The 20460-nt window shown below is 64.2% G+C and carries 20 protein-coding genes; 5 read left to right on the forward strand and 15 right to left on the reverse strand.

The genetic code is table 11. The annotated features are described in order from the left end of the window. Positions 1 to 121: 121 nt before the first annotated feature. The 7 genes from RUGAMON1_RS14910 to RUGAMON1_RS14940 form a co-directional block, all read right to left on the reverse strand. Positions 122 to 712, reverse strand: coding sequence for a flavin reductase family protein (locus tag RUGAMON1_RS14910; RefSeq protein ID WP_445231241.1), 591 nt, complete (start codon positions 710 to 712; stop codon positions 122 to 124). After that, entirely contained in the window at positions 713 to 1417 is a 705-nt protein-coding gene (gene arsH, locus RUGAMON1_RS14915; protein ID WP_445231242.1) for an arsenical resistance protein ArsH, read from the reverse strand. Positions 1418 to 1426: 9 nt separating this feature from the next. Beyond that, positions 1427 to 2707: an arsenic transporter gene (locus RUGAMON1_RS14920; RefSeq protein ID WP_445231243.1), complete on the reverse strand. Its 1281-nt coding sequence runs from the start codon at positions 2705 to 2707 to the stop codon at positions 1427 to 1429. After that, positions 2707 to 3189, reverse strand: a complete 483-nt coding sequence (locus RUGAMON1_RS14925) for an arsenate reductase ArsC (protein ID WP_445231244.1) — start codon at positions 3187 to 3189, stop codon at positions 2707 to 2709. Before RUGAMON1_RS14925 ends, RUGAMON1_RS14920 begins: the two co-directional genes overlap by 1 nt. Continuing rightward, on the reverse strand, positions 3186 to 3500 hold the full coding sequence (locus RUGAMON1_RS14930; RefSeq protein ID WP_332853842.1) for an ArsR/SmtB family transcription factor: 315 nt from the start codon (positions 3498 to 3500) through the stop codon (positions 3186 to 3188). The genes RUGAMON1_RS14925 and RUGAMON1_RS14930 overlap by 4 nt, the downstream gene beginning before the upstream one ends. Positions 3501 to 3872: 372 nt before the next feature. Beyond that, complete coding sequence (locus tag RUGAMON1_RS14935; protein ID WP_445231245.1) at positions 3873 to 4790, reverse strand: YihY/virulence factor BrkB family protein; 918 nt, start codon at positions 4788 to 4790, stop codon at positions 3873 to 3875. A 20-nt stretch (positions 4791 to 4810) separates the two neighbouring features. Next, on the reverse strand, positions 4811 to 6520 hold the full coding sequence (locus RUGAMON1_RS14940) for an ABC transporter substrate-binding protein (protein ID WP_445231246.1): 1710 nt from the start codon (positions 6518 to 6520) through the stop codon (positions 4811 to 4813). A gap of 108 nt (positions 6521 to 6628) precedes the next feature. Here RUGAMON1_RS14940 and RUGAMON1_RS14945 point away from each other — a divergent pair, with 108 nt between their 5' ends. Both RUGAMON1_RS14945 and dacB read left to right on the forward strand, forming a co-directional pair. Further along, positions 6629 to 7867, forward strand: coding sequence for a spore maturation protein (locus RUGAMON1_RS14945; RefSeq protein ID WP_445231247.1), 1239 nt, complete (start codon positions 6629 to 6631; stop codon positions 7865 to 7867). An 11-nt stretch (positions 7868 to 7878) separates the two neighbouring features. Continuing rightward, positions 7879 to 9387, forward strand: coding sequence for a D-alanyl-D-alanine carboxypeptidase/D-alanyl-D-alanine endopeptidase (gene dacB / locus RUGAMON1_RS14950; protein WP_445231248.1), 1509 nt, complete (start codon positions 7879 to 7881; stop codon positions 9385 to 9387). Here dacB and RUGAMON1_RS14955 read toward each other — a convergent pair. The 3 genes from RUGAMON1_RS14955 to RUGAMON1_RS14965 all read right to left on the reverse strand — a co-directional run bounded on the left by RUGAMON1_RS14955 (position 9384) and on the right by RUGAMON1_RS14965 (position 12271). After that, positions 9384 to 9953 carry a hypothetical protein gene (locus tag RUGAMON1_RS14955; protein ID WP_445231249.1) on the reverse strand — a complete coding sequence of 190 codons (570 nt, stop codon included), beginning with the start codon at positions 9951 to 9953 and terminating at the stop codon, positions 9384 to 9386. The genes dacB and RUGAMON1_RS14955 overlap by 4 nt on opposite strands. Positions 9954 to 9981: 28 nt before the next feature. Next, positions 9982 to 11277, reverse strand: a complete 1296-nt coding sequence (locus RUGAMON1_RS14960) for a zinc-dependent metalloprotease family protein (RefSeq protein ID WP_445231250.1) — start codon at positions 11275 to 11277, stop codon at positions 9982 to 9984. A 301-nt stretch (positions 11278 to 11578) separates the two neighbouring features. Next, a complete protein-coding gene (locus RUGAMON1_RS14965; RefSeq protein WP_445231251.1) occupies positions 11579 to 12271 on the reverse strand; it encodes a glutathione S-transferase family protein in 693 nt (230 codons plus the stop codon). A gap of 116 nt (positions 12272 to 12387) precedes the next feature. On the opposite strand from RUGAMON1_RS14965, the gene RUGAMON1_RS14970 reads away from it, so the two are divergent. Both RUGAMON1_RS14970 and RUGAMON1_RS14975 read left to right on the forward strand, forming a co-directional pair. Then, positions 12388 to 13281, forward strand: coding sequence for a LysR family transcriptional regulator (locus RUGAMON1_RS14970; RefSeq protein ID WP_445231252.1), 894 nt, complete (start codon positions 12388 to 12390; stop codon positions 13279 to 13281). A gap of 76 nt (positions 13282 to 13357) precedes the next feature. Continuing rightward, positions 13358 to 14260, forward strand: a complete 903-nt coding sequence (locus RUGAMON1_RS14975; RefSeq protein WP_445231253.1) for a pepsin/retropepsin-like aspartic protease family protein — start codon at positions 13358 to 13360, stop codon at positions 14258 to 14260. 10 nt (positions 14261 to 14270) lie between these two features. Here RUGAMON1_RS14975 and RUGAMON1_RS14980 read toward each other — a convergent pair whose 3' ends face one another. Then, positions 14271 to 15203: a LysR family transcriptional regulator gene (locus RUGAMON1_RS14980; protein WP_445231254.1), complete on the reverse strand. Its 933-nt coding sequence runs from the start codon at positions 15201 to 15203 to the stop codon at positions 14271 to 14273. Between the two features lie 83 nt (positions 15204 to 15286). On the opposite strand from RUGAMON1_RS14980, the gene RUGAMON1_RS14985 reads away from it, so the two are divergent. Then, complete coding sequence (locus RUGAMON1_RS14985; RefSeq protein WP_445231255.1) at positions 15287 to 16264, forward strand: aldo/keto reductase; 978 nt, start codon at positions 15287 to 15289, stop codon at positions 16262 to 16264. A gap of 96 nt (positions 16265 to 16360) precedes the next feature. Here the strand turns inward: RUGAMON1_RS14985 and RUGAMON1_RS14990 are convergent, their stop codons facing one another. The 4 genes from RUGAMON1_RS14990 to RUGAMON1_RS15005 are packed head-to-tail and all read right to left on the reverse strand — an operon-like array spanning position 16361 to position 20454. Next, a complete protein-coding gene (locus tag RUGAMON1_RS14990; protein WP_445231256.1) occupies positions 16361 to 16972 on the reverse strand; it encodes a M15 family metallopeptidase in 612 nt (203 codons plus the stop codon). A 17-nt stretch (positions 16973 to 16989) separates the two neighbouring features. After that, on the reverse strand, positions 16990 to 17862 hold the full coding sequence (locus RUGAMON1_RS14995; RefSeq protein WP_445231437.1) for an N-acetylmuramoyl-L-alanine amidase: 873 nt from the start codon (positions 17860 to 17862) through the stop codon (positions 16990 to 16992). Positions 17863 to 17884: 22 nt separating this feature from the next. Then, the gene (locus RUGAMON1_RS15000) at positions 17885 to 18784 is read right to left on the reverse strand and encodes an N-acetylglucosamine kinase (RefSeq protein WP_445231257.1); all 900 of its coding nucleotides are present in this window, start codon (positions 18782 to 18784) and stop codon (positions 17885 to 17887) included. A 17-nt stretch (positions 18785 to 18801) separates the two neighbouring features. Beyond that, positions 18802 to 20454 (reverse strand): glycoside hydrolase family 10-like protein, encoded by a 1653-nt coding sequence (locus RUGAMON1_RS15005; RefSeq protein WP_445231258.1) that lies wholly within the window; start codon positions 20452 to 20454, stop codon positions 18802 to 18804. Between the last annotated feature and the right edge of the window lie 6 nt (positions 20455 to 20460).

Consider the following 20460-nt stretch of genomic DNA (forward strand, 5'->3'; position numbering starts at 1 on the left):
TCTCGACTCAATTGGTCTTGAGATGATCTGGCGCAGATATTACGTTCTATGGATTCCCGCCTTCGCGGGAATGACGGACTCGCTGCTAACTCGTCATTCCCGCGAAAGCGGGAATCCATACTCAGTCGGCGTTACCCGCCGCCTTCACAACAAGTTTTTCGCCAATGGCGTAGAAAGTACCGCCGGCGATGTAGTGCAGGCTGCGCCAGGCCGGGCCGGCGGATTCGAATTCCCAGTGGCCGTTGCGGAACACATGAGTATCGGCATACGCTGCGACCACTTCGCCGATGAACAGGTCGTAGGTCTGCTGGTTGTGCGGCTCGGGCACCAGCTTGCAGATCAGCCAACCCGAGCAGCCCACCACCAGCGGCGTTTCGTGACCTTCGGCATGGAACAGCTCCACACCGCATTTGGCCAGCTTGTCCGGCATATCGGCCAGGCTCATGCTGCCGACCGCGTAGGTCAGATCGATCTGCGCCATGTTCGGCACCTGGATCGCAAAATAGCCGCTCTTCTCAACCAGCCCGCGCGTGCTGGTCGATTTGTCCAACACCACCGTGATCTTCGGCGGCATGAAATCCAGCGCGCACGACCAGGCCGCCGCCATCACATCCGTCACGCCGCCGTGCGTGGCCGATACCAGCACCGTCGGGCCGTGGTTCAACAAGCGGTAGGCTTTTTCCAGTTCGACTGGCAGCACATGTAAGTCCAATTAAATTTTCCCCAGTTGTCGATTGATCGCCTTCATTGAGCGCTCGTTGCGTTCGCTGTAGCGGTCGGTCAGGTAATCGGTGCGGCCGCGCAGGAGCAAGGTCATCTTGAACAGCTCCTCCATCACATCCACTACCCGCTCATAGTAGCCTGAAGGACGCATGCGGCCGGCGTCGTCGAATTCCTTGTAGGCCATCGGCACCGACGACTGGTTGGGGATTGTGAACATGCGCATCCAGCGCCCCAGCAGCCGCATCGTGTTGACCACGTTGAACGACTGCGATCCGCCGCACACCTGCATCACGGCCAGCGTGCGTCCCTGGCTGGGCCGCAGCGCGCCTTGCTCCAGCGGTATCCAGTCGATCTGGTTTTTCATCACCGCCGTGATGGCGCCGTGCCGCTCCGGGCTGCACCACACCTGGCCTTCGGACCACAACGACAAGGCACGCAACTCCTGCACCTTGGGATGGTCCTCCGGCACGCTGCCCGCCATCGGCAACTCGGTCGGATCGAAGATTTTCACCTCGGCGCCGAAGTGCTCCAAAATACGCGCCGCCTCTTCGGTCAGGAAGCGGCTGAACGAACGCTCGCGCAGCGAGCCATACAGCATCAGGATACGCGGCGGATGATCGAAGTTGCCGACGGGCGCCAGCTTGTCCAGCGTGGGCGTCTCCAGCAGCGAGGGATTGATGTTGGGCAGGTCCATATTGTCCTCTCAGTTCAAGCGCACAGCGAGCGCCGCCAGCGTGACCAGCAGCACCGGCAAGGTCAGGCAGATGCCGACGCGGAAGTAGTAGCCCCAAGAAATCTTGATGCCCTTGTTTTCCAACACATGCAGCCACAGCAGCGTGGCCAGGCTGCCGATCGGCGTGATCTTCGGCCCCAGGTCGCTGCCGATGACGTTGGCGTAGACCATGGCCTCGCGCACCACGCCCTGCGCACTGCTGGCATCGATCGACAGCGCGCCGATCAATACCGTCGGCAAGTTGTTCATGATCGACGACAGGATCGCCGTAATGACGCCAGTGCCCAGCGCCGCGCCCCACACGCCGTGCTGCGCGCAGGCGTTGAGCGCGGCCGTCAGGTAGTCGGTCAGTCCGGCGTTGCGCAGGCCGTACACCACCAGGTACATGCCCAGCGAGAACACCACGATCTGCCACGGCGCATTGCCGATCACCTCGCGCGTCGAGATGCGATGGCCGCGCGCCGCGACCGCCAGCAGCATGGCCGCGCCGACGGCGGAGGTGGCGCTGATCGGCACGCCCAGATCCTCCAGCCAGAAGAAGCCGATCAACAACAAACCCAGCACCCACCAGCCGGTCACGAAGGTCGCGCGGTCGTGGATCGCGTCTTCGGGCCGCTTGACCTGCGCCAGATCGTAGTCGGCCGGAATATCGCGGCGGAAGAACCACAGCAGCACCGCCAGCGTGGCCGCCACGGCGACAAAATTCACCGGCACCATCACCGCCGCATACCGCGCGAAGCTGACGTTGAAATAATCCGCCGACACGATGTTGACCAGGTTGGACACCACCAGCGGCAAGCTGGCCGTATCGGCGACAAAGCCGGCCGCCATCACAAACGCCAGCGTGGCCTTGCCCGAGAATTTCAGCTCGCGCAGCATGGCGATGACGATGGGCGTGAGGATCAGCGCCGCGCCGTCATTGGCGAACAGCGCCGACACCGCCGCGCCCAGCAGCACGAACATCGCAAACAGCAGCTTGCCGCTGCCGCGTCCCCAGCGCGCCACGTGCAGCGCGGCCCACTCGAAGAAGCCGGCCTTGTCCAGCAACAGGCTGATGATGATGATCGCCACGAAGGTGCCGGTGGCGTTCCACACGATATGCCATACCACGGGGATATCGCCGACATGGATCACACCGGCCAGCAGCGCCACGCAGGCGCCGGCCACCGCGCTCCAGCCTATTCCCAGGCCGCGCGGCTGCCAGATGACAAGGGTCAGCGTCGCCAGGAAAATCAGGAAGGCGATCAGCATCAGGCCACGCTCAGGACGCCGATGCGGTCCAGCTCCAGCTTGAATGCTGCCTTGTCGGCCGCCAGCTGCGCCAGCGGCAACGCCAGGAAGGCCTCGATGCGCGCGCGGATGATGCGGTAAGCGAGCTCGAACGCCATCTCGATTTCTTCTTCGGTGCCGACCACATGGCTGGGATCGTCCACGCCCCAGTGTGCGCGCAGCACCTGGCCCAGATAGGCAGGGCAAGTCTCGCCGGCCGCGCTGCCGCAGACGGTGATGACGATGTCCGGCGTGACCGGCAAATCGTTCCACGACTTGCTGTAATAGCCCTCGGTGGAAATTCCCTTGCGGGCGAGCAGCGCCACCGCGCGCGGATGCAGCGCACCGGCCGGCTGGCTGCCTGCGCTCAGCGCGCGCCAACCCTCGGGCGCCAGATGGTTGAAGACACCTTCGCTCAACACCGAGCGGCAGGAATTACCGGTACAGAGAAACAGAACATTCATGGGGAGCATTCAGAGACGCCGCAGGGCAGGCCGCCGCAGCAGTTTTCAGTGAGGAAACCGATCAGGCCGTTCATTGCGCCCACATCGGCCGTGTAGATGACGAAACGGCCATCCTGGCGCGAGCCGACCATGCCAGCATGGCTCAGCTCCTTCAAATGGAAGGACAGCGACGACGGCGAAATATCCAGCCGTTCGGCGATTTTGCTGGCCGCCATGCCATCCGGCCCCACCTGCACCAGCAGGCGGAACACGGCCAACCGGCTATCCTGGGCCAGCGACGACAGGGCCGCCAGAGCTTGTTTAGTATCCATGCGCCCATGCTAGCGCAAACGATTCGATATTTCAAATAATATTGAAATGAATCAGCAATAAAAAAAAGCCCGCATCTCAGCGGGCTTCGTTCCAATGTATTACCAATGCTTTAATCGTATGCCGGGGTCCAGTGCTATCTGCAAAGTGACTCCAGAGTCTCAGGCGCCCATGCTATCTGCGTGGTGCCCCCAACGTGTAAATCGACCATCGTATCCGGAATTACAACTCCAAGGTTCACGTCAACTGCGGTTCGGTCTTACACATATCGAACTGCGGCGCTTCTCTTGGATGTGGGACTGTTTGCCGGGATTCCTCCCTTACAACCTCAACCACGAACGTAGTGTAACACAGATCTTTGTGCGACGCACAAATTATTTTACTTCTGTAGTTTGGGTGGTCATCGGCGTCGGCTCGCGCAACGTGCCATGGCGGCCGACCCGCTCGAACTCGGATATGACCTGGGCGCCGAACAGCAACAGCGTGGCGCCGATTTCCAGGCTGAACATGACGATGATGGCGGTGGTCATCGAGCCATACACCACGTTCACCTGCGACAAGGTTGAAAAATACCAAACCAGAATGCGGCGCGCCAGTTCCCACAGCAGCGCCGCCGTCACCCCGCCGATCAATGCGTGCGACAACGACAGGCGGCCCACCGGCATCACCAGGTAGATCGAGGTCAGCACCAGCACCTCGCCGCCCAGGCCCAGCAGGTACAGCAGCACGCCGGACATGCCATGCAGCGACCAGCTATAGCCGAGGAATTGCACGCTTTCCTCGCCCAGCACCTGCAAGCTGCCCGCCACCAGGGTCACCAGCAGCATGCCGACGCCCAGCGACAGGATGTAGCAGTAGGGCATGATCGCCGAGATCATGAAATGCCGGCGCCGTATCTCGACCCGGTGCTTGAAGATGACGCACATGGCGTTTTCCAGCACGGTGAACGCCAGCGAGCTGAAGAAAATCATGCTGACCACCAGCACGCCACCGATCAGGTCGCGGTGTTCGAGGAAATGGCCGACCTCGGTCACGAGGGGTTGGGCCTGTCCCGGCACCAGCCAGTTCAGGTAACGGCCCAAGGTCGCCAGCAATTCGTCCTGCGCGATGAAGTGCGACAGCGCGACCACCACCAGCATCACCAGCGGCACGATGGACAGCAGCGAGTAATAGGCGACCGCGCCCGCCAGCAGCAAGCCCTGGTTGGCGCGGAAGCCCTTCAGGCATTGCACCAGGAAATTCATTGGATGCGCGCTGACATGCAGCAGCGCCGTGCGGGTAAATAGTTTCATCCGTCCATTGTACGCATTGCTCAGCGCGGGGTATGTGCGTCTACGTCCAGATAGCGCCAGTTGGTCAGTTCCACCGGATGACGCTGGTAATGCTTCAGCCACGGCTGTTGCAGGTCGGCGGAAATCGGATGGGTCAGCAGCACCCACGGCGTGTAGGCGTGGATGAGCTGCGCCATTTCATCGTACAGCGCGGTGCGCTGCGGCGAGTCGCCCATGCTGCGGCTCTGCTCGTAGCGCTGGTTGTAGGCGGGCAGGTTGAAGCGCGCATAGTTGGCGCGTCCGCTGTTGGGGCCGTACAGCAGCTGGTAGAAGTTCTCGCCGTCGGGGAAGTCGGCCACCCAGTTGGTTTCGAACATCATCACCGAACCCAGCCGCGAGGCTTTGATGATCTCGGTTTTTTTGTCGCTCTTGAAAGTCACTTTCAGGCCGATGGCGTTCAGGTTCTTGCGCCACAGCTCGTCGCGCAGGCGGCCGACGGTGGACGATTCGCTGTGCATCACCAGCGTCAGAGGCTTGCCGTCGGGCTGGGTGCGGAAGCCGTCGGCGGCCTTGCGGTAGCCGTAGCGGTCCAGCAGCGCATTGGCCAGCGCGGGATCGTAGGCCACCGGGCTGCGGTAGGCGGGATCGTAGCCCAGCACATTCGGCGGCAACGGCGTGACAGCCGGCAGCGCCAGGCCCTTCTTCATCAAGGCCACATCCTCGCCGCTGTTGTAGCCCAGCGCGATGGCGCGCCGCAAGGCCAGCTTCTCCTTGCTGTAGCCGCCGATCAGCGGGTCGTCCATGTTCATCCACATGTAGTAGGTTTGCAGCACGGGGAAGGGCGACAACACCATGCCCTGCTTGGCCAGCGCCGGTTTCAGGGTCGGCTTGGCGTCGGCGGTCAACACCATGTCCTTCATCGACTCGGGCAGCTGCTCGAGGAAATCGAATTCGCCGTTCAGGAAGCCCAGCACGCGCGATTGATATTCCTCGACGACCTTGATGTCGACCTGATCCAACAGCGGCAGGCGCCGGCCCTGGAACATCGTCGGCCGGAAGTCGCGGTTGGCCAGCAGCGTGATCTGGTCGCTGTGCTTCCACCTGCCCATCATGAAGGGGCCGGTGCCGACCGGATGGTTGCCGGCTTGCGCACCGTAGGCTTCCATCACCTCGCGCGCGACCACGCCGGTAGACGGCGTCGCCAGGTAGAACAGGAAGTTGGGATCGGCTGCGTTGAGCTTGATGCGCAGGGTGAACTTGTCCACCGCTTGCAGGCCGGCGATATTGCTGTCGTAGCTGAACTTGGTCTTCAGCGCCTCGTCGCCGGCGATCTTGCCTTCCAACAGAAACAGCCACGGCGATTTCAGCGTCGGATCATACAGGCGCTTCAGGCTGTAGACGTAGTCCTGCGCGGTTACCTGGCGATGCACGCCCTTGAACGCCGGATCGGGCGTGAAAAAGATGTCCTGGCGCAGCTGGAAGGTGTAGCTCAAGCCGTTGTCTTCCACGGTCGGCATGGCGCTCAGCGTGTTGGCTTGCAGTTTGACCGGGCGGGCCAGGTAGTCATAGCGCAGCAGCGGATCGAACAGGTTTTCCAACAGGCTGAGGCTGGCAATATCGGACGCCACCGCCGGATCGAGGCCGGTCTCGCCTGTGCTGAGGAAGGCATGCAGGACTTTGGGCGCGGCGGCGGCGGCCGGGACGGCGCTGAGCACCAGCGCCAGCAGGGCTGCGGCATAACTTTTGGGCATCAGGTCCATTCCACATCGCATACGTAAAGCGGCAGCTTATAACTTTTTTCGCAGGCTTACCCGCTATACTTCGAAAATCGCCCACTGCTTTCAGGAAAATTTCTAGATATGTCGCTCAATTACATCTGGTCCGGCTTCTTCCTGGTCGGCTTTGCGGCCGCGCTGGCGCAGTTCCTGCTGACGGGCGACACCGAAATCTTCAAGCGCATCATCGACGGTACTTTCGACTCCGCCAAGGCCGCCGTGATGGACATCGCGCTGCCGCTGGCCGGCGTGATGACGCTGTGGCTGGGCATCATGAACATCGGCGAAAAGGCCGGCGCCATCGACCTGCTGGCGCGGCTGATCCAGCCGTTCTTCTCGCGCATCTTCCCCGGCGTGCCGAAGAACCATCCGGCCACCGGCCACATGGTGATGAACTTCTCGGCCAACCTGCTGGGCCTGGACAACGCCGCCACGCCGTTCGGCCTGAAGGCCATGGAAAGCCTGCAAACGCTGAACCCCAGCAAGGACGAGCCGACCGACGCCCAGATCATGTTCCTGGTGCTGCACACCTCGGGCCTGACCTTGATCCCGCTGGCCATCATGGCGCAGCGCTCGATCCTGGGCGCGGCCGATGCGTCCGACATCTTCATCCCTTGCATGATCGCCACCTACGTGGCGACCGTGACCGGCATCATCGCCGTCGCCATCCGCCAGCGCATCAACCTGTTCAACGGCGTGGTGCTGAGCTGGCTGGGCGGCATGACGGCCGCCATCGCCGGCATGGTCTTCTACTTCACGCACTACCTGAGCAAGATCGAAATTGAGTTGTTCTCCAAGGTCTTCAGCAACCTGGTGCTGATGGTGGTGATCGCCGGCTTCATCATCGGCGCGCTGCGGCGCAAGGTCAACGTCTACGAAGCCTTCATCGAAGGCGCCAAGGGCGGCATCCAGACCTCGATCACCGTGATTCCCTACCTGGTCGGCATGCTGGTGGCGATCAGCGTGATCCGCAACGCCGGCGTGTTCGCCTACGTGATGGACTGCTTCAGCTGGCTGTTCGCCCACCTGGGCGTCAACACCGATTTCGTGCCGTCGCTGCCGACCGCGCTGATGAAGCCGCTCAGCGGCAGCGCCGCCAAGGCCATGATGATCGACACCATGCGCACCTACGGCGTGGACTCGTTCGTCGGCCGCCTGGCCTGCGTGTTCAACGGCTCGGCCGACACCACCTTCTACATCGTCGCGTTGTACTTCGGCTCGGTGGGCATACGCAAGACGCGCTACGCGATTTCCTGCGGCCTGATCGCCGACCTGGCCGGCGTCATCGCCGCCATCTTCGTTTCCTACATCTTCTTCCATTGAACAAGGTCGCCATGTTCCGTCACCTCATCCTCGCCGCGCTGTGTTTTACGAGCACCGCCGGCACCGCCCACGCCGCCGACCTGCCCGAGCCGATCAGCGCGCTGCTGCAGGCGGCACAGATTCCGCCGGAAGGCGCCGGCATCGTCGTGCTGCGCGGCGATGCCACGCTGGTCTCGCACAACGCGCAGCAGAGCATGCAGCCGGCGTCCACCATGAAGCTGTTCACCGCGATGACGGCGCTGGAACAGCTGGGCCCGGCCTTCCGCGCCCGCACCGAGTTCCGCAGCAGCGCCGAGGTGGTCAACGGCGTGCTGCAGGGCGACCTGATACTGCGCGGCGGCGGCGATGTCGACCTGAACGAGGACGTGTTGCTGCACATGCTGCAAGCGCTGCGCAACCAGGGCATCCGCAAGATCAAGGGCGACGTGATCCTGGACCGTCAATTGTTCCAGCCGGCGCGGCCGGATGTGGGCCAGCCGCCGTTCGACGAATTCCCGTGGGCTTACTACAACGTGATTCCTGACGCGCTGCTGACCAACACCAACCTGCTCAAAGTGGAAATGCGCTCGACCGGCAACAAGGTCGGCCTGGTGATGATGCCGGAGATGGACAAAGTCAGCATCCGCTCGGACATGAAGCTCAGCGATGCGCCGTGCGCGTCGTGGGAGCAAGGCTGGCGTTCGCCGGACGTCGCGCGCAGCGGCGACAAGATCGAGGTGGTGCTGCATGGCAGCTACCCTAAAAACTGCATCAAATCGACCAGCGTCGACGTGATGGACCACCACGACTATCTGGAGCGCTTGCTGCGCGCCACCTGGCGCAAGCTGGGCGGCAGCATAGTCGGCGAAGTGCGCGAGGCCGGCGCGAGCGAGGCCGCTGCGGCAACTGAAACAATGCCAGCCGACGCGTCGACGCCGGCCACCCGCCTGCTGGCCGAGCACGTCTCCCGGCCGCTGCCGGAAATGCTACGCGACATCAACAAGTTCTCGGACAACACCCTGGCCCGCACCGTGTTCCTGATGCTGGGCAGCCTGCAAGCCGACCCCGTGCTGGGGAGCCGCCCGATCGCGCCCGACGGCAGCCAGGCCAGCACGCCGATGCGCGCCGAAACCGCGATCCGCGGCTGGCTGCAAAGCCAGCGCATCGACGCCAACGGCCTGGTCTTCGACAACGGCTCCGGCCTGTCGCGCATCGAGCGCGCCACGCCGGCGCAACTGGCGGGCGTTCTGCAAGCCGGCCTGAAGAGCCTGTGGATGCCGGAGTTCCTGTCCAGCCTGCCGATCGCCGCCACCGACGGCACCATGCGCAAGCGCCTCAAGGACAGCCCGGCCGCACTGCGCGCCCGCATCAAGACCGGTAGCCTGAAAAGCGTGATCGCCATCGCCGGCTACGTCACCGACGCCAACAACCAGCCCTGCATCGTGGTCGCCATCCTCAACGATGAGCATGTCGCGAACGGCGCCGGCCGCACCGTGCTGGACGGCGTGATCGACTGGGTGGCACGCTCAGGCAGCCGCTAGCGGCCAGGCTCAAGCACGGACAGCGCGCCGGTCTCCAGGTCGACCGCGAGAAATGTATTGGCGACAGGCGCCAAGGCCTGGGTGCCCGCCGCGTTCAGCGACGGCGCGCCCTGCAGCCACCAACCGCTCTGCGCATGATCCATGATGGCCGCTGCGGATTGTCCCAGCGCCAGCCTCACCGCTTCGTAAGCATGGATCACATCGCCGCGCTCCGCTTGCCGCATCAGCACCACGGCATAGCGGCTTTTGACGTTGATCGCTTCGTCAAACAGCACCACCTGCCCTTGTCTGCCCACCACGACATAGCGCGGGCCGTACTCTTGCGGCAGGGGCCTCTCCCACACCGTGCGCGTGCCATGCGCGGTGTTTTCCATCAGGCGGCCGGTAGCGTGGCGCGACCGCCATTGATCTGTGGAGCAAGCCTCGAACAGATAGTGGCCGTCTGTTGAGACGGCTTTTTTGCAGGCAGGCGGCAGTGGCATCTGATCGGATGGGGACGCCGCCACCGCCGGGTGAGGAGTGGTGCTCATCGCCAGGCAGGCCAAGATGGTGCGGGACCATGTCATAGGATTTTTCATCGGGTGGCAGCTGCTCTCAGTGTACCAGCACGCGGCCGCGGCGCACCGGCCCTTGCCAGCGCAGCAGCGCCACAAAACCGATCAGCAGCAGCATGAGCGAACCCGGCTCGGGCACCAACGCCACTGGATCGATGGGTCCCACCACGCCTACCGGTGCGACAAAGCCGGGGGGCGTGGTGAGCAAGCTGGTGTCGAACGGAAGCATGTCCACAATCTCGGTGGAATCGGCTTTGAAGCTGGTACCGCTCATCGCCGCAGTGGCGCCGTAGCCGTCGCTAAAACTGAACGAGAACAACGAACCTATCAGTTCCTGCGGCGTCGCGCCGAAGCAGTCCACGCAGGCGAATTTGTCGATATCGATGCCGAACGCGAAGCTGTCGCCGGCGGTAAAAGCATTGTCGGCAAAGGTCAGCGTCAGTATCTGGCTACCGTCGCTGTTGCCGGATACGGCGATATCGGACGCAGTCAATCCACTCAATCCGCTGAGCGAGAACGGCGAACTGTCAGTTCCCGGCGGAGCATTGGTCGGATCGAAAAATGCGGCCACCGGCCCCAGATTGATCGACAGTTTTTTCAGGAAATTGCTGCCGTTATTGAACAGGATTTTGAAAAAATTATTGGTGGAAAAGGGCGTCGATCCATTGATATCGACCGTCACATGAGGCACCTCGCGCATGAAGGGGCTGCTGCGCAATTGGTTGACCTGCGCCGTGGTCAACTGATCCAGCATTGCGCCACTCGGCGTGATGTCCCCCAGTCCACCCGGAATGTTGCGTACCGATCCGGTCGTGAGCAAATTGTTGGCGCCGCCCGCGCCAAAATCAGTATGGTCCAGGCCCAAATTGTGGCCCAACTCGTGCGCCAAGGTATCAATGCGGCCGATTCCGCCGTTGAAGGCATTGACGGCGCTCGAATTGATCGCGACCCCGTTGCCACCAACGTAAGCGTTACCGAACAAGACAGTACCGGGGGTGCTCGGCATGTTCTGTGCAAACCACATATTGATGGTGGCGGGGTCTGCGCTTTGACCGTTGCCGGGAACACTCAGGTTGGTCACCGACGGCACTGACTGGGCTGCCGTGTTGTTGATCTGCCTGGTCGGCAGGAAGACCGCCCCCACCCCGGCCTGGGCGTAGATTTTTGCCGTCTCCGCCGCGTAGGTGTTGGCGACCGTGCAGGCTGCGCCGGCGTTATTACAAATGCTGATGGGATTGACGACGAAATATTTGTCGATCGGAACAGCGCTCGCTTGCCCGATAAACACTGTGGATAAAAAGGCGATGACGACGCGCGCAACTGACTTGGTGCTCATGGCAAATCTCCTTGGTGAGCCTACGTTTGACAACGGTCGGCTCACACCAAGCACCATCTATTCCATCCGATGATCTCCTCTCAAACCTACTGATGAAACAGGGACTTGACGCGGCGTTTGCGAAGTCAGCCGGCGAATCGGGCGCAGCGTTGGCGCTTTTGTAAAAGGCGCCGACAGCAGCGGTCAGTGGCTATGCGACATCTCATCCAGGCAAGCCGTCCTCCACCAGATCGATCTTGCGGTCCAACACTGTGCTGGACGGCTTGATCGACTGGGTCGCCCGATGCGCACAACCTTGAGCTCACGCCGGAACCGCCGCCTCCGGCAGATTGTGGCGGAACAGTGCTGCCAGCGTTTCGGCGTCAAACTCGGCCTTGTAGGGTTGCGCGTCCTTCAAGGCCTCGGCGCGCTGGGCCGCCGGACGGGCATTGACGGCGTCGAACCATCGTTTGACGTTGGGCAGCGCTGCCCACGCCTGCTCGCCCAGCACGAACGGGACCACCCGCGCCCAGCCCCAGACCGCCATGTCGACGATGGAGTAGCTCTCGCCCAGCATGTACGCGCGCTGGCTCAGGCGCTGGTCGAGGATGCGCCAGTGGCGCCACGCTTCAAAGCTATAGCGGTTGACGGCATAGTCATTGGGCTGCGGCGCGAAAAACTTGAAATGCCCCAGCTGGCCGCACATCGGCGCCAGGCCGGTGGCCAGGAACATCAGCCAGGAATGCATCTCGGCGCGCTCGACGGGCGTGCCGGGCAGGAAGCGCCCGGTCTTTTCGGCCAGGTAGAGCAGTATCGCGTTGCTGTCGAAGACGGTCGCGGCGCCGTCGACCAGCGCCGGTGTCTTGGCATTCGGATTGATGGCCAGGTAGACGGGCAGATGCTGCTCGCCCCGGTGCGTATCGACCAGCACCAGTTCGTAAGGCAAGGCGCTCTCCTCCAGAAACAATGCGACCTTGGCGGGATTGGGCGAGGGGTGGTAATAGAACTTCATCATGAACTGTCCTTGTGGATGGTGGAAAACCAGCAGCCACGATAGGCCAGTCCCCTCGCCTGTGATAGTCGGCAAAAACGATTAACATTCATTCCAAATTTGAATGAATGGAACCGACTATGGATCGCCTGCTTGCCATGCATGTGTTTGTACGCGTTGCTGAAACGGGGACGTTTTCAGCCGTCGCCCGTGAGCGCAACACCACCCAAAGCGCCATCAGCAAACAGGTGGCCGCACTAGAACAACATCTGGGCGTGCGCTTGCTCACGCGTTCGACGCGCGCGCTGGCCCTGACCGACGATGGCCGCCGCTATTTCGAGCAGGCGCGCCGGCTGGTGGCCGAGGTGGCGGAGGCGGAACAGCAGCTGCGACACGGCACGCATCAACTGGAAGGGAGCATGCGCGTCGCAGCGCCGGTCGGTTTCGGCTTGCGCGTCATGATGCCGCTGGTGCAGCGCTTCCTGGCAGAACACCCAGCTGTGCGGATCGACCTGCGCCTGCACGACCACTACATCGACCTGGTCGAGCAGGGTATCGACATGGCGGTGCGCATCGGCCACTTGTCCGACAGCGCACTGATCGCGCGCGGCATCGGCCGCAGCCAGGGCACATTGATGGCCAGCGCTTCCTACCCGGCGGCGCTGGCGGCGCCCACCGACCTGTTGCGGCATTCCTGCATCGTGTACACAGAACTGAGCAGCAAGAACGTGTGGCACTTTTCGCACGCCGATGGCCGCGAGGCTGCGGTCGCGGTGACTGGCGCCTTGCAAAGCAATAGTTCGGAAGTGGTGCGCGCGGCGCTGCTCGACGGCATGGGCATCGCCTACGCCCCCAGCTGGATGGTGCGGCAGGAACTGGCCGACGGGCGGGTGCGCCCACTGCTGCCCGAGTGGGCGATTGCGCCGCTGCCGATCAATCTGGTCTGGCCCAAGCACCGCCAGCAAGTGGCCAGGGTGCGCGCCTTCGCCGATTTCCTGGCCGGCGCGCTGGCGGACAACAGCGGGCCGGGCTAATGCCGTCAAAATGCGGAATAGTGTATTGCGGCCGACGACGATATTCGCCGGCGCCCCGGCATGATACGGTAGCGTCATGCTCACCTCTTCCCCACATAAATCGGCGCTGTCGTTCGCCACGTCCTGCATCGCTGCAGCCTGTTTGCTGGCCTCTTCGCTTGCTCACGGCGCGGCCGGGCACGCGCATATGCTACCGTCGACGTTTCAGAAAGGTCAGGTCTTCCTGAAGATTTCCGTCAACGATAAGCCGGACGCTTGGATGCTGCTCGACACCGGAACGACCGAATCGATCATCGACACCGACTATGCGAAGACGATCGGTCTCAAGCTGACCGCCAGCGCGGAGGCGCAGTCCACCTTCGGCACGACGAAGCCCGACACCTTCGACACCGACACGATCCATATACGCGCCGGCAACGAATCCGACAAGGTCGTGCTGTTCCAGTCGATCGGCATGGGCGGCATGGCGGGACCGGATGGCAAGCCCGCAGCGGGCATGCTGGGCCGAACTTTCCTGGCGGGGACATCCATCGTGATCGACTACCTGCGCGAAGAAGTCTACTTCGAGACGCCGCAGCCCGCCGCGCCGAACGATGTGGTCATGTCGCTCGACACCGGCATCCCCATCGTCCAATTGACCATGGCCGGACAACACGTCAACGCCTTGATCGACACCGGCGGCACCTACGGCATCCTCATCACTCCCGACACGGCCAAGGCGCTGGGCCTTGAGGCGCTGATGGCCGCGGCCAAGCCGGTATCGGCCATGGGACATGGCGGCGAGCAAGCCATCGTGGTTGGCCAGGCGCCACCGTTTTCGATCGGCGGCCTGGCGGTGCATGACATGAAGGCCGCCTACACCACCTTCGGCACAGCCACCGACACCATAGGCGCCGGCGTATCGCTGGGGATAGGCTTCCTGAAGAAATACAAGGTGACCTTGAACTACGTGGCAAAAACCATCCGCTTCGAATCCTGACCGCGCGTTTTCATATTGCGGCACCCGGCAGGCCCTCATCCACCAGATAGTCGATAAACGCCCGCACCTTCAACGCCAGGTGCGGGCCGGGCATGTAGACCGCGTGCACGGTGCCGGCGTACGGCTCGTCGAAGATCCATTCCGGCAGCACCTGCCGCACCCGCTGCTGCGCCAGCGCCGGGCGCGCCGTGAAATCCGGCACCAGGCCGATGCCGCCGCCCGCCTCCACCACAGCCATCAGGGCCGCGCTGTTGTTGATCGTCAGCCGCGACGGCACGCGGATGCTGGCCGTCTCCGCACCGCGCCGCAAGCTCCACGCATCGCCGAAGCGCGCGTAGCCCAGGTAGCTGCATTGATGCGCCGGCAGCTCGTGGGGCGACTGCGGTTCGCCATGCGCGTCCAGGTACTGCTGCGACGCCACCAGCACGTAGCTCACCGGCCCCAGCGTGCGCGCCGCCAGTCCCGGCGCCAGCTCGGTCGCGATGCGGATCGCCAGGTCCATGCCTTCCTCGATCAGGTCGATCTTGCGGTCCATCAGTTGAAGCTCGACATTGACCTCCGGATAGCGCGCCAGGAAGCCGGGCAGCTTGGGCGCCAGCCACACCTGTCCCAGCACGATGGGCGCGCTGACGCGTATCGTGCCGTTCGGCCGCGCGCTGTAGCTGCCGGCCAGCGCATGCACCTCGCGCGCCGTGCTCACCATGCGCGAACAAGCCGCATGCACCTGCTGCCCCAGCTCGGTCAGCGACAGCGAACGCGTGGTCCGGTGCAGCAGCCGGCCGCCCATGTGCGCCTCCAGCCGCGACACGTGGCGGCTGACCGCCGACGTGGTCAACTCCAGCTGCCGCGCAGCCGCAGAGAAACCACCGCTATCGACCACCTGTGCAAAGATGGCCATTTCCTTCAACATTTCCATCGCATCGCTCCACCGTTGCAGCTGCATCAACAATGCTTTGCATTGTAAGCGGATTGTGTATTTTTTGTGCAGCGCCGATACTAAAAGCACCACAACACGCAGGAGTCATCATGAAACAACGTACTTTAGGCAGCCAGGGTCTGACGGTATCGGCGCAGGGTTTGGGCTGCATGGGCATGAGCAATACCTACGGGCCGGCCGACCAGACCGAGGCGGTCGCCACGCTGCACCGCGCGCTGGAACTGGGCATCAACTTCTTCGACACGGCCGAGCAATACGGTCCTTACGACAATGAAGCGCTGCTGGGCCGCGCCTTCACCGGCCGCCGCAGCGAGGTGATCCTCGCCACCAAGTTCGGCTTCGACATCCGCGACGGCAAGACCGTCGGCGTGACCAGCGATCCGGCCCACATCCGCGAAAAGGTGGAAGGATCGCTGCGCCGCCTGAACACCGACTACCTCGACCTGCTGTACCAGCACCGCATCGATCCGCTGGTGCCGATCGAGGAGGTGGTGGGCGTGATGGCCGACCTGGTCCGCGAAGGCAAGGTGCGCTACCTCGGCCTGTCCGAGGCGGGCGTGGCCAATATCCGCCGCGCCCATGCGGTGCACCCGATCAGCGTGCTGCAAAGCGAGTATTCGCTGTGGGAGCGCAACCTGGAAGCCGACGTGCTGCCGGCGTTGCGCGAACTGGGCATCGGCCTGGTGGCGTTCAGCCCGCTGGGACGGGGTTTCCTGGCCGGCACGGCCAAGCGCGCGGAGGAGTATCCGCCCGGCGATTTCCGTCATCTGGATCCGCGTCTGCAAGGCGAGAATTTCGACCGCAACATGGAAGCGGCCGCCATCGTGCGCGAGTTGGCCGATCATCGCCTGGTCACGCCGGGGCAGATCGCGCTGGCCTGGGCCATGCACAAGGGCGACGATATCGTGACCATCCCCGGCACGCGCCGTCGCAGCTTCCTGGAGCAGAACGTGGCTGCGGCGGAGATCAAGCTGGATGCGACCGAGATGGCGGTGCTGGATAACGCGCTGACACAGGTGTCCGGCCTGCGCTACAGCAAGGAGCGCATGGCGATGGTGGACCGTTAAAGTTTACCCCGCGCGCCTATGTGAGACGCACGCCGCGCCGCTTAGGGGTCGGACCCCGCATGGGGTCCGACCCCGCCTGGCTGTGCGGGGTAAACGCTAAAGTACGCGGATGTAGTCGCGGCGCACCAGCAAGCGGTCGCCGCAATCGAAGTGCCACCATTCGCTGTTGATGCCGACCCAGCCGGCCTGGAACATGGCGTCGCGCAGCAGCTGACGGTTGGCGATCTGCTGCGCGGTCAACTCGCCGCGCGCCAGCAATTCAGCCTCCAGCGCGGGATGCGAGCGTTCGGACAAGTCATCGAAGCCGGTGCCCATGTCCAGCTCGCGGCCTTGCGCATCGAGCAAAGTCAGGTCCAGCGCCATGCCGAACGAGTGAATGGAACCGCGTACCGGATCGGCGATATAGCCCAGCAGCTCGGTGCCTTGCAGCGCCAGCCACAGCTGCTCCTGCACGCGCTGCGGACGCAGGGCGTCCAGCACCAGCACCTTGCAATCGGGCCGCCGTTCAGCCAGCCAGGCCACCACGCGCTCCAGCGCCGCCGCCGCATTGTTGTGCAGCCACGCGCAATCGAGCGGCGAGTACAAATCGCGGCCGACAAAATTGTCCGGCGTGGCGTAGCGCAGCTCGACGGCGATGCCGTCCACGCTGTCGAGATGCCGGAAGTCGGGGTGGCCGGCGATTTCTTCACAGGTGATGGTGAAAGCCATGCGGCGCTCCGTGCAAATTATTCAGTCGGCACGGTACCTGGCGCCGGTTGCGGCGGCGGCATCACCATCGGCGGGATCGCCATGGGTATCGGCAGCGGACTGGTCAGCACATCGAGGATGGCCGCCGTTTCCGCATCCGGCACGCCGTCATACAGCGACTGCCGATACTTGGACTGGAACACCACCATCACGTTGCGGGTGGCCTGGTCCAGCTCACCCGTCTGCGGCACCGCGTAGCCGTGCTGTGCCAGCTTGCGCTGGAACCACGCCACGTCCGGCAACTGCTCCTGGAAGCCCGGCAGGCGCGCCGCCACGCGGCTCGCTTCCGGCCACGCGACCAGGCCGGCGTCGGCCAGCTGCTTCCACGGGAATTTCGGGCCGGGATCCTGCTTGCGCTGCGGCGCGATATCGTTGTGGCCGAGGATGTTTTCCGGCTTGATGTCGTGGCGCGCGACGATCTGCTTCAACAGCAAAATCAGCTGGTCGATCTGCGCCTGGGGGAACGGCGCGTACACACGGCCCTGCGGCGTTTCGACAAAGCCCGGATTGACGATCTCGATACCGATCGACGCCGAATTGAGCTGGTTGTAGATCTTCCAGCTGCTCAGGCCGGCGTGATTGGCCTGGCGCGATTCGTCCACCAGCGTATAGAAGAACGGCTGCTCCGTATCGGTCAGCAAATAGTGCGCGCTGACTTCCTGCTGGGTCAGGATCTTGATCGAGCGCGGCAAGTCGCTGACCGTGTAGTGGATGATGATGTACTTGATGCGGTCGCTCTGGCTGCGCGCGCTCAGCGTGGTGTCGAGGCGCGGCCCGGCGGGCGGCGCGGAGGCGCAACCGGCCAGCAGGGCGACGGCGGTGGACAGGGCGGCAAACGGAAGGATCTTCATCATTGGCGGTCTCGGCAGCGGTTCAATTCCGTGAGTGTAGAGCAATGCGGGCCGCAGCGTGGTGCGACTGTGCTTCTTTTTGCCGCAGCGACAGTTCCGGCGGCAGCGCCGCGCGCATCGATTGCGCGATCAGCGGATGCAGGTTGGCAGCCCGGCCGCTCAGCACGATGGGGCGCGGACCGTAGCGGCCCACCAGCGCCAGCCCGATGCGCGCCAGCTCCTGGCCGGCCTGTTCGAGGATAGTGCGCGCCACCGGATCGGCGTCGGCGCTGGCAGCCACCGCCAAGGCCAGGCGGCCGATGGCGCCCCGGTCCTGGCCGTAGATGAACTGGCGCGACAAGGCCCAGTCGCTGCCGCCGACCTGCTCGAACACCGCGCGCGCCATCGGCGATTGCCGCCACACGCCGGGCTGCTCGTCCTCCAGCCGCCAGATGTGGCGCATCGCTTCGCGCGCGATCCAGAAGCCGCCGCCGCCATCGTCCAGCGTGACGCCGCGTCCGCCGGCGCGATGGAACACACCGTCCTCGGCGATCCAGGCTGCGATCGAGCCGGTGCCGGCGTAGACCAGGTAGCCTTCGCCGGGCGCGAAACTGTCGAGATAGGCGATTTCCACGTCGTTGCGCAGCGTGACCGCCGGCGGCGCCACTTGCAGCAGTTCGGCCAGCCATTGCGCGGGCAGCGTGGCCAGGCCGTCAAAGCCGGTCAGGCCGGCGCATACGCCCCGCGGCTTGCCCACCGCCAGCACCTGCGTCGCCAGCATCGAGAAGATGCCGCGCACCGCGTCGCGGCCGGCGGTGTTGCCCATCTGCGTGGCCGACATGCCGGCCACCGCGCCCTCGGCCACGATCGCACCTGCCGCGTCGGCCAATGCCCAGCGGGTTTGCGTGCCGCCCGCGTCGATGCCCAGTCCAAGCTCGCCCATATTTCGCTCCGTGAGAGTCAGCGCATGACGCTGATGCGTTCGCTTTCATTGCCCAAGCGGTCGACGGCGCTGACCACCACCGCCTGCGCCGCGCCTGCGGTCGCATCGTCCGGCAACAGCAGCACCGCGCGCGAGGCCGGCGCCACCGCGAAGCGCCATTCCGAACCGTAACGCGACCAGATCGCATAATGCGCCACCGGCTTGCCGGCGCCGGCGGACAGCCTCAGCCCCACGCCATTGCCTTCACGCCGCACGGCGACGCTCGGCGCCAGCGGCAGATCCGAGCCCAGCCACGGGCTGGCCGGGGCCAGCGCGGCCGTCTGGTAAGACTGCGCCTTCAATTGGTCGGCGATGCCCTTGCGGTTGTCCATCAGCGCCGCGATGCTGAAATGCAGGTGGCCCTGCACGCCGGCGCGGCTGCGCGTGACGCCGATCTGCTTGATGATTTCCTCCGGCGCGAACGCCTTGGCGCTGTTGTCGATGCGGCTGGTGTACAGGCCGGGCCAGACGTGGCGCGTGCGGGTGTTCTGCGCCAGCCAGTAGTCGAGCAGCACGTCGAACGCTTGCGGCGCCTGCGCCACCGGCCAGTACAGCTGCGGCGCCAGGTAGTCGAGCCAGCCGTTGGCCAGCCACAGTTCGGCGTCCGCGTACAGCTTGTCGTACTGGCTGAAGCCGACGATGCCGGCCGGGCGCCGGTCCGGGCGGCCGATGCCGAACGGACTGATGCCGAAACGGACCCAGCTCTTTTCCTTGTGGATGCCGAGGTACATCGCTTCGATCAGCGAGTTGACGTTCTGGCGGCGCCAGCCGGCGCGGTCCAGCGTGCCGCCGCCCAGCAGATAGTGCTGCCACGACGGCTGGTCCGGGAACTCCAGCTCCTGCTTCTGGCCGACGCCGGCGTCCAGCGCCACGCCTTCCGGGCCGGCGGTGCTGGCGGCCGTGTCGATCGGGTAGGGATAGAAATAGTCGTCGATGTGGACGCCGTCGATATCGTAGCGGCGCACCACGTCCAGCACCACGTCCAGCGTGTGCTGCGAGGCGGCGGCTTCGCCCGGATCCATCCACAGATAGCGGCCGTAGGATTTGACCACGTCGGGATTGGTGCTGCCGATATGGTTGCGCGCCAGCGGCGATTTGGCCGTGGCGTGGCGGGCGCGGTAGGGATTGAACCAGGCATGCAGCTCCAGCCCGCGCGCGTGCGCCTGCTCGATCCAGAATTGCAGCGGATCCCAGGCGGTGGCCGGGGCGCGGCCCTGCTGACCGGTGAGGAACTCGGACCACGGCTCCAGTTCGGACGGGTAGATCGCATCGGCGCTCGGCCGCACTTGCAGCACGATGGCGTTCAGGTTCAGCGCCTGCGCGCGGTCGAGGATGGCGAGCGCTTCGGCCTGCTGCCTGGCCATGCTCAGATTGCTGCGGCTGGGCCAATCGATGTTGGCCACGGTCGACACCCAGGCCGCGCGGAACTCGCGCGGCGCCGGCGGCGGCATGTTCATATCGAACGGCGCCGCTGGCGCAGGGGCACTGGCCGCCGGCGGACGCGGCGTGCCGCCGGCCGCAGGGGCAGGCGCTATCGGTGTGCTGGAACAACCGTCCAGCAGCACGGCCAGGGCGCCGGCCATGCCGGCGGTCAGCGTCAGCCGCTTCTTTGCATTAAAAACCAAAACCATTCCCCG

The organism is Duganella rhizosphaerae (assembly GCF_040364205.1).
Taxonomy (GTDB): domain Bacteria; phylum Pseudomonadota; class Gammaproteobacteria; order Burkholderiales; family Burkholderiaceae_D; genus Rugamonas; species Rugamonas rhizosphaerae.

Excerpts from the sequence above, each read along its gene's own strand:
- arsH (WP_445231242.1), bottom strand. The coding sequence starts at position 1,417 with ATGGACCTGCCCAACATCAATCCCTCGCTGCTGGAGACGCCCACGCTG.
- RUGAMON1_RS14920 (WP_445231243.1), bottom strand. The coding sequence starts at position 2,707 with ATGCTGATCGCCTTCCTGATTTTCCTGGCGACGCTGACCCTTGTCATC.
- RUGAMON1_RS14925 (WP_445231244.1), bottom strand. The coding sequence starts at position 3,189 with ATGAATGTTCTGTTTCTCTGTACCGGTAATTCCTGCCGCTCGGTGTTG.
- RUGAMON1_RS14930 (WP_332853842.1), bottom strand. The coding sequence starts at position 3,500 with ATGGATACTAAACAAGCTCTGGCGGCCCTGTCGTCGCTGGCCCAGGAT.
- RUGAMON1_RS14935 (WP_445231245.1), bottom strand. The coding sequence starts at position 4,790 with ATGAAACTATTTACCCGCACGGCGCTGCTGCATGTCAGCGCGCATCCA.
- RUGAMON1_RS14940 (WP_445231246.1), bottom strand. The coding sequence starts at position 6,520 with ATGCCCAAAAGTTATGCCGCAGCCCTGCTGGCGCTGGTGCTCAGCGCC.
- RUGAMON1_RS14945 (WP_445231247.1), top strand. The coding sequence starts at position 6,629 with ATGTCGCTCAATTACATCTGGTCCGGCTTCTTCCTGGTCGGCTTTGCG.
- dacB (WP_445231248.1), top strand. The coding sequence starts at position 7,879 with ATGTTCCGTCACCTCATCCTCGCCGCGCTGTGTTTTACGAGCACCGCC.
- RUGAMON1_RS14955 (WP_445231249.1), bottom strand. The coding sequence starts at position 9,953 with ATGACATGGTCCCGCACCATCTTGGCCTGCCTGGCGATGAGCACCACT.
- RUGAMON1_RS14960 (WP_445231250.1), bottom strand. The coding sequence starts at position 11,277 with ATGAGCACCAAGTCAGTTGCGCGCGTCGTCATCGCCTTTTTATCCACA.
- RUGAMON1_RS14965 (WP_445231251.1), bottom strand. The coding sequence starts at position 12,271 with ATGATGAAGTTCTATTACCACCCCTCGCCCAATCCCGCCAAGGTCGCA.
- RUGAMON1_RS14970 (WP_445231252.1), top strand. The coding sequence starts at position 12,388 with ATGGATCGCCTGCTTGCCATGCATGTGTTTGTACGCGTTGCTGAAACG.
- RUGAMON1_RS14975 (WP_445231253.1), top strand. The coding sequence starts at position 13,358 with ATGCTCACCTCTTCCCCACATAAATCGGCGCTGTCGTTCGCCACGTCC.
- RUGAMON1_RS14980 (WP_445231254.1), bottom strand. The coding sequence starts at position 15,203 with ATGCAGCTGCAACGGTGGAGCGATGCGATGGAAATGTTGAAGGAAATG.
- RUGAMON1_RS14985 (WP_445231255.1), top strand. The coding sequence starts at position 15,287 with ATGAAACAACGTACTTTAGGCAGCCAGGGTCTGACGGTATCGGCGCAG.
- RUGAMON1_RS14990 (WP_445231256.1), bottom strand. The coding sequence starts at position 16,972 with ATGGCTTTCACCATCACCTGTGAAGAAATCGCCGGCCACCCCGACTTC.
- RUGAMON1_RS14995 (WP_445231437.1), bottom strand. The coding sequence starts at position 17,862 with ATGAAGATCCTTCCGTTTGCCGCCCTGTCCACCGCCGTCGCCCTGCTG.
- RUGAMON1_RS15000 (WP_445231257.1), bottom strand. The coding sequence starts at position 18,784 with ATGGGCGAGCTTGGACTGGGCATCGACGCGGGCGGCACGCAAACCCGC.
- RUGAMON1_RS15005 (WP_445231258.1), bottom strand. The coding sequence starts at position 20,454 with ATGGTTTTGGTTTTTAATGCAAAGAAGCGGCTGACGCTGACCGCCGGC.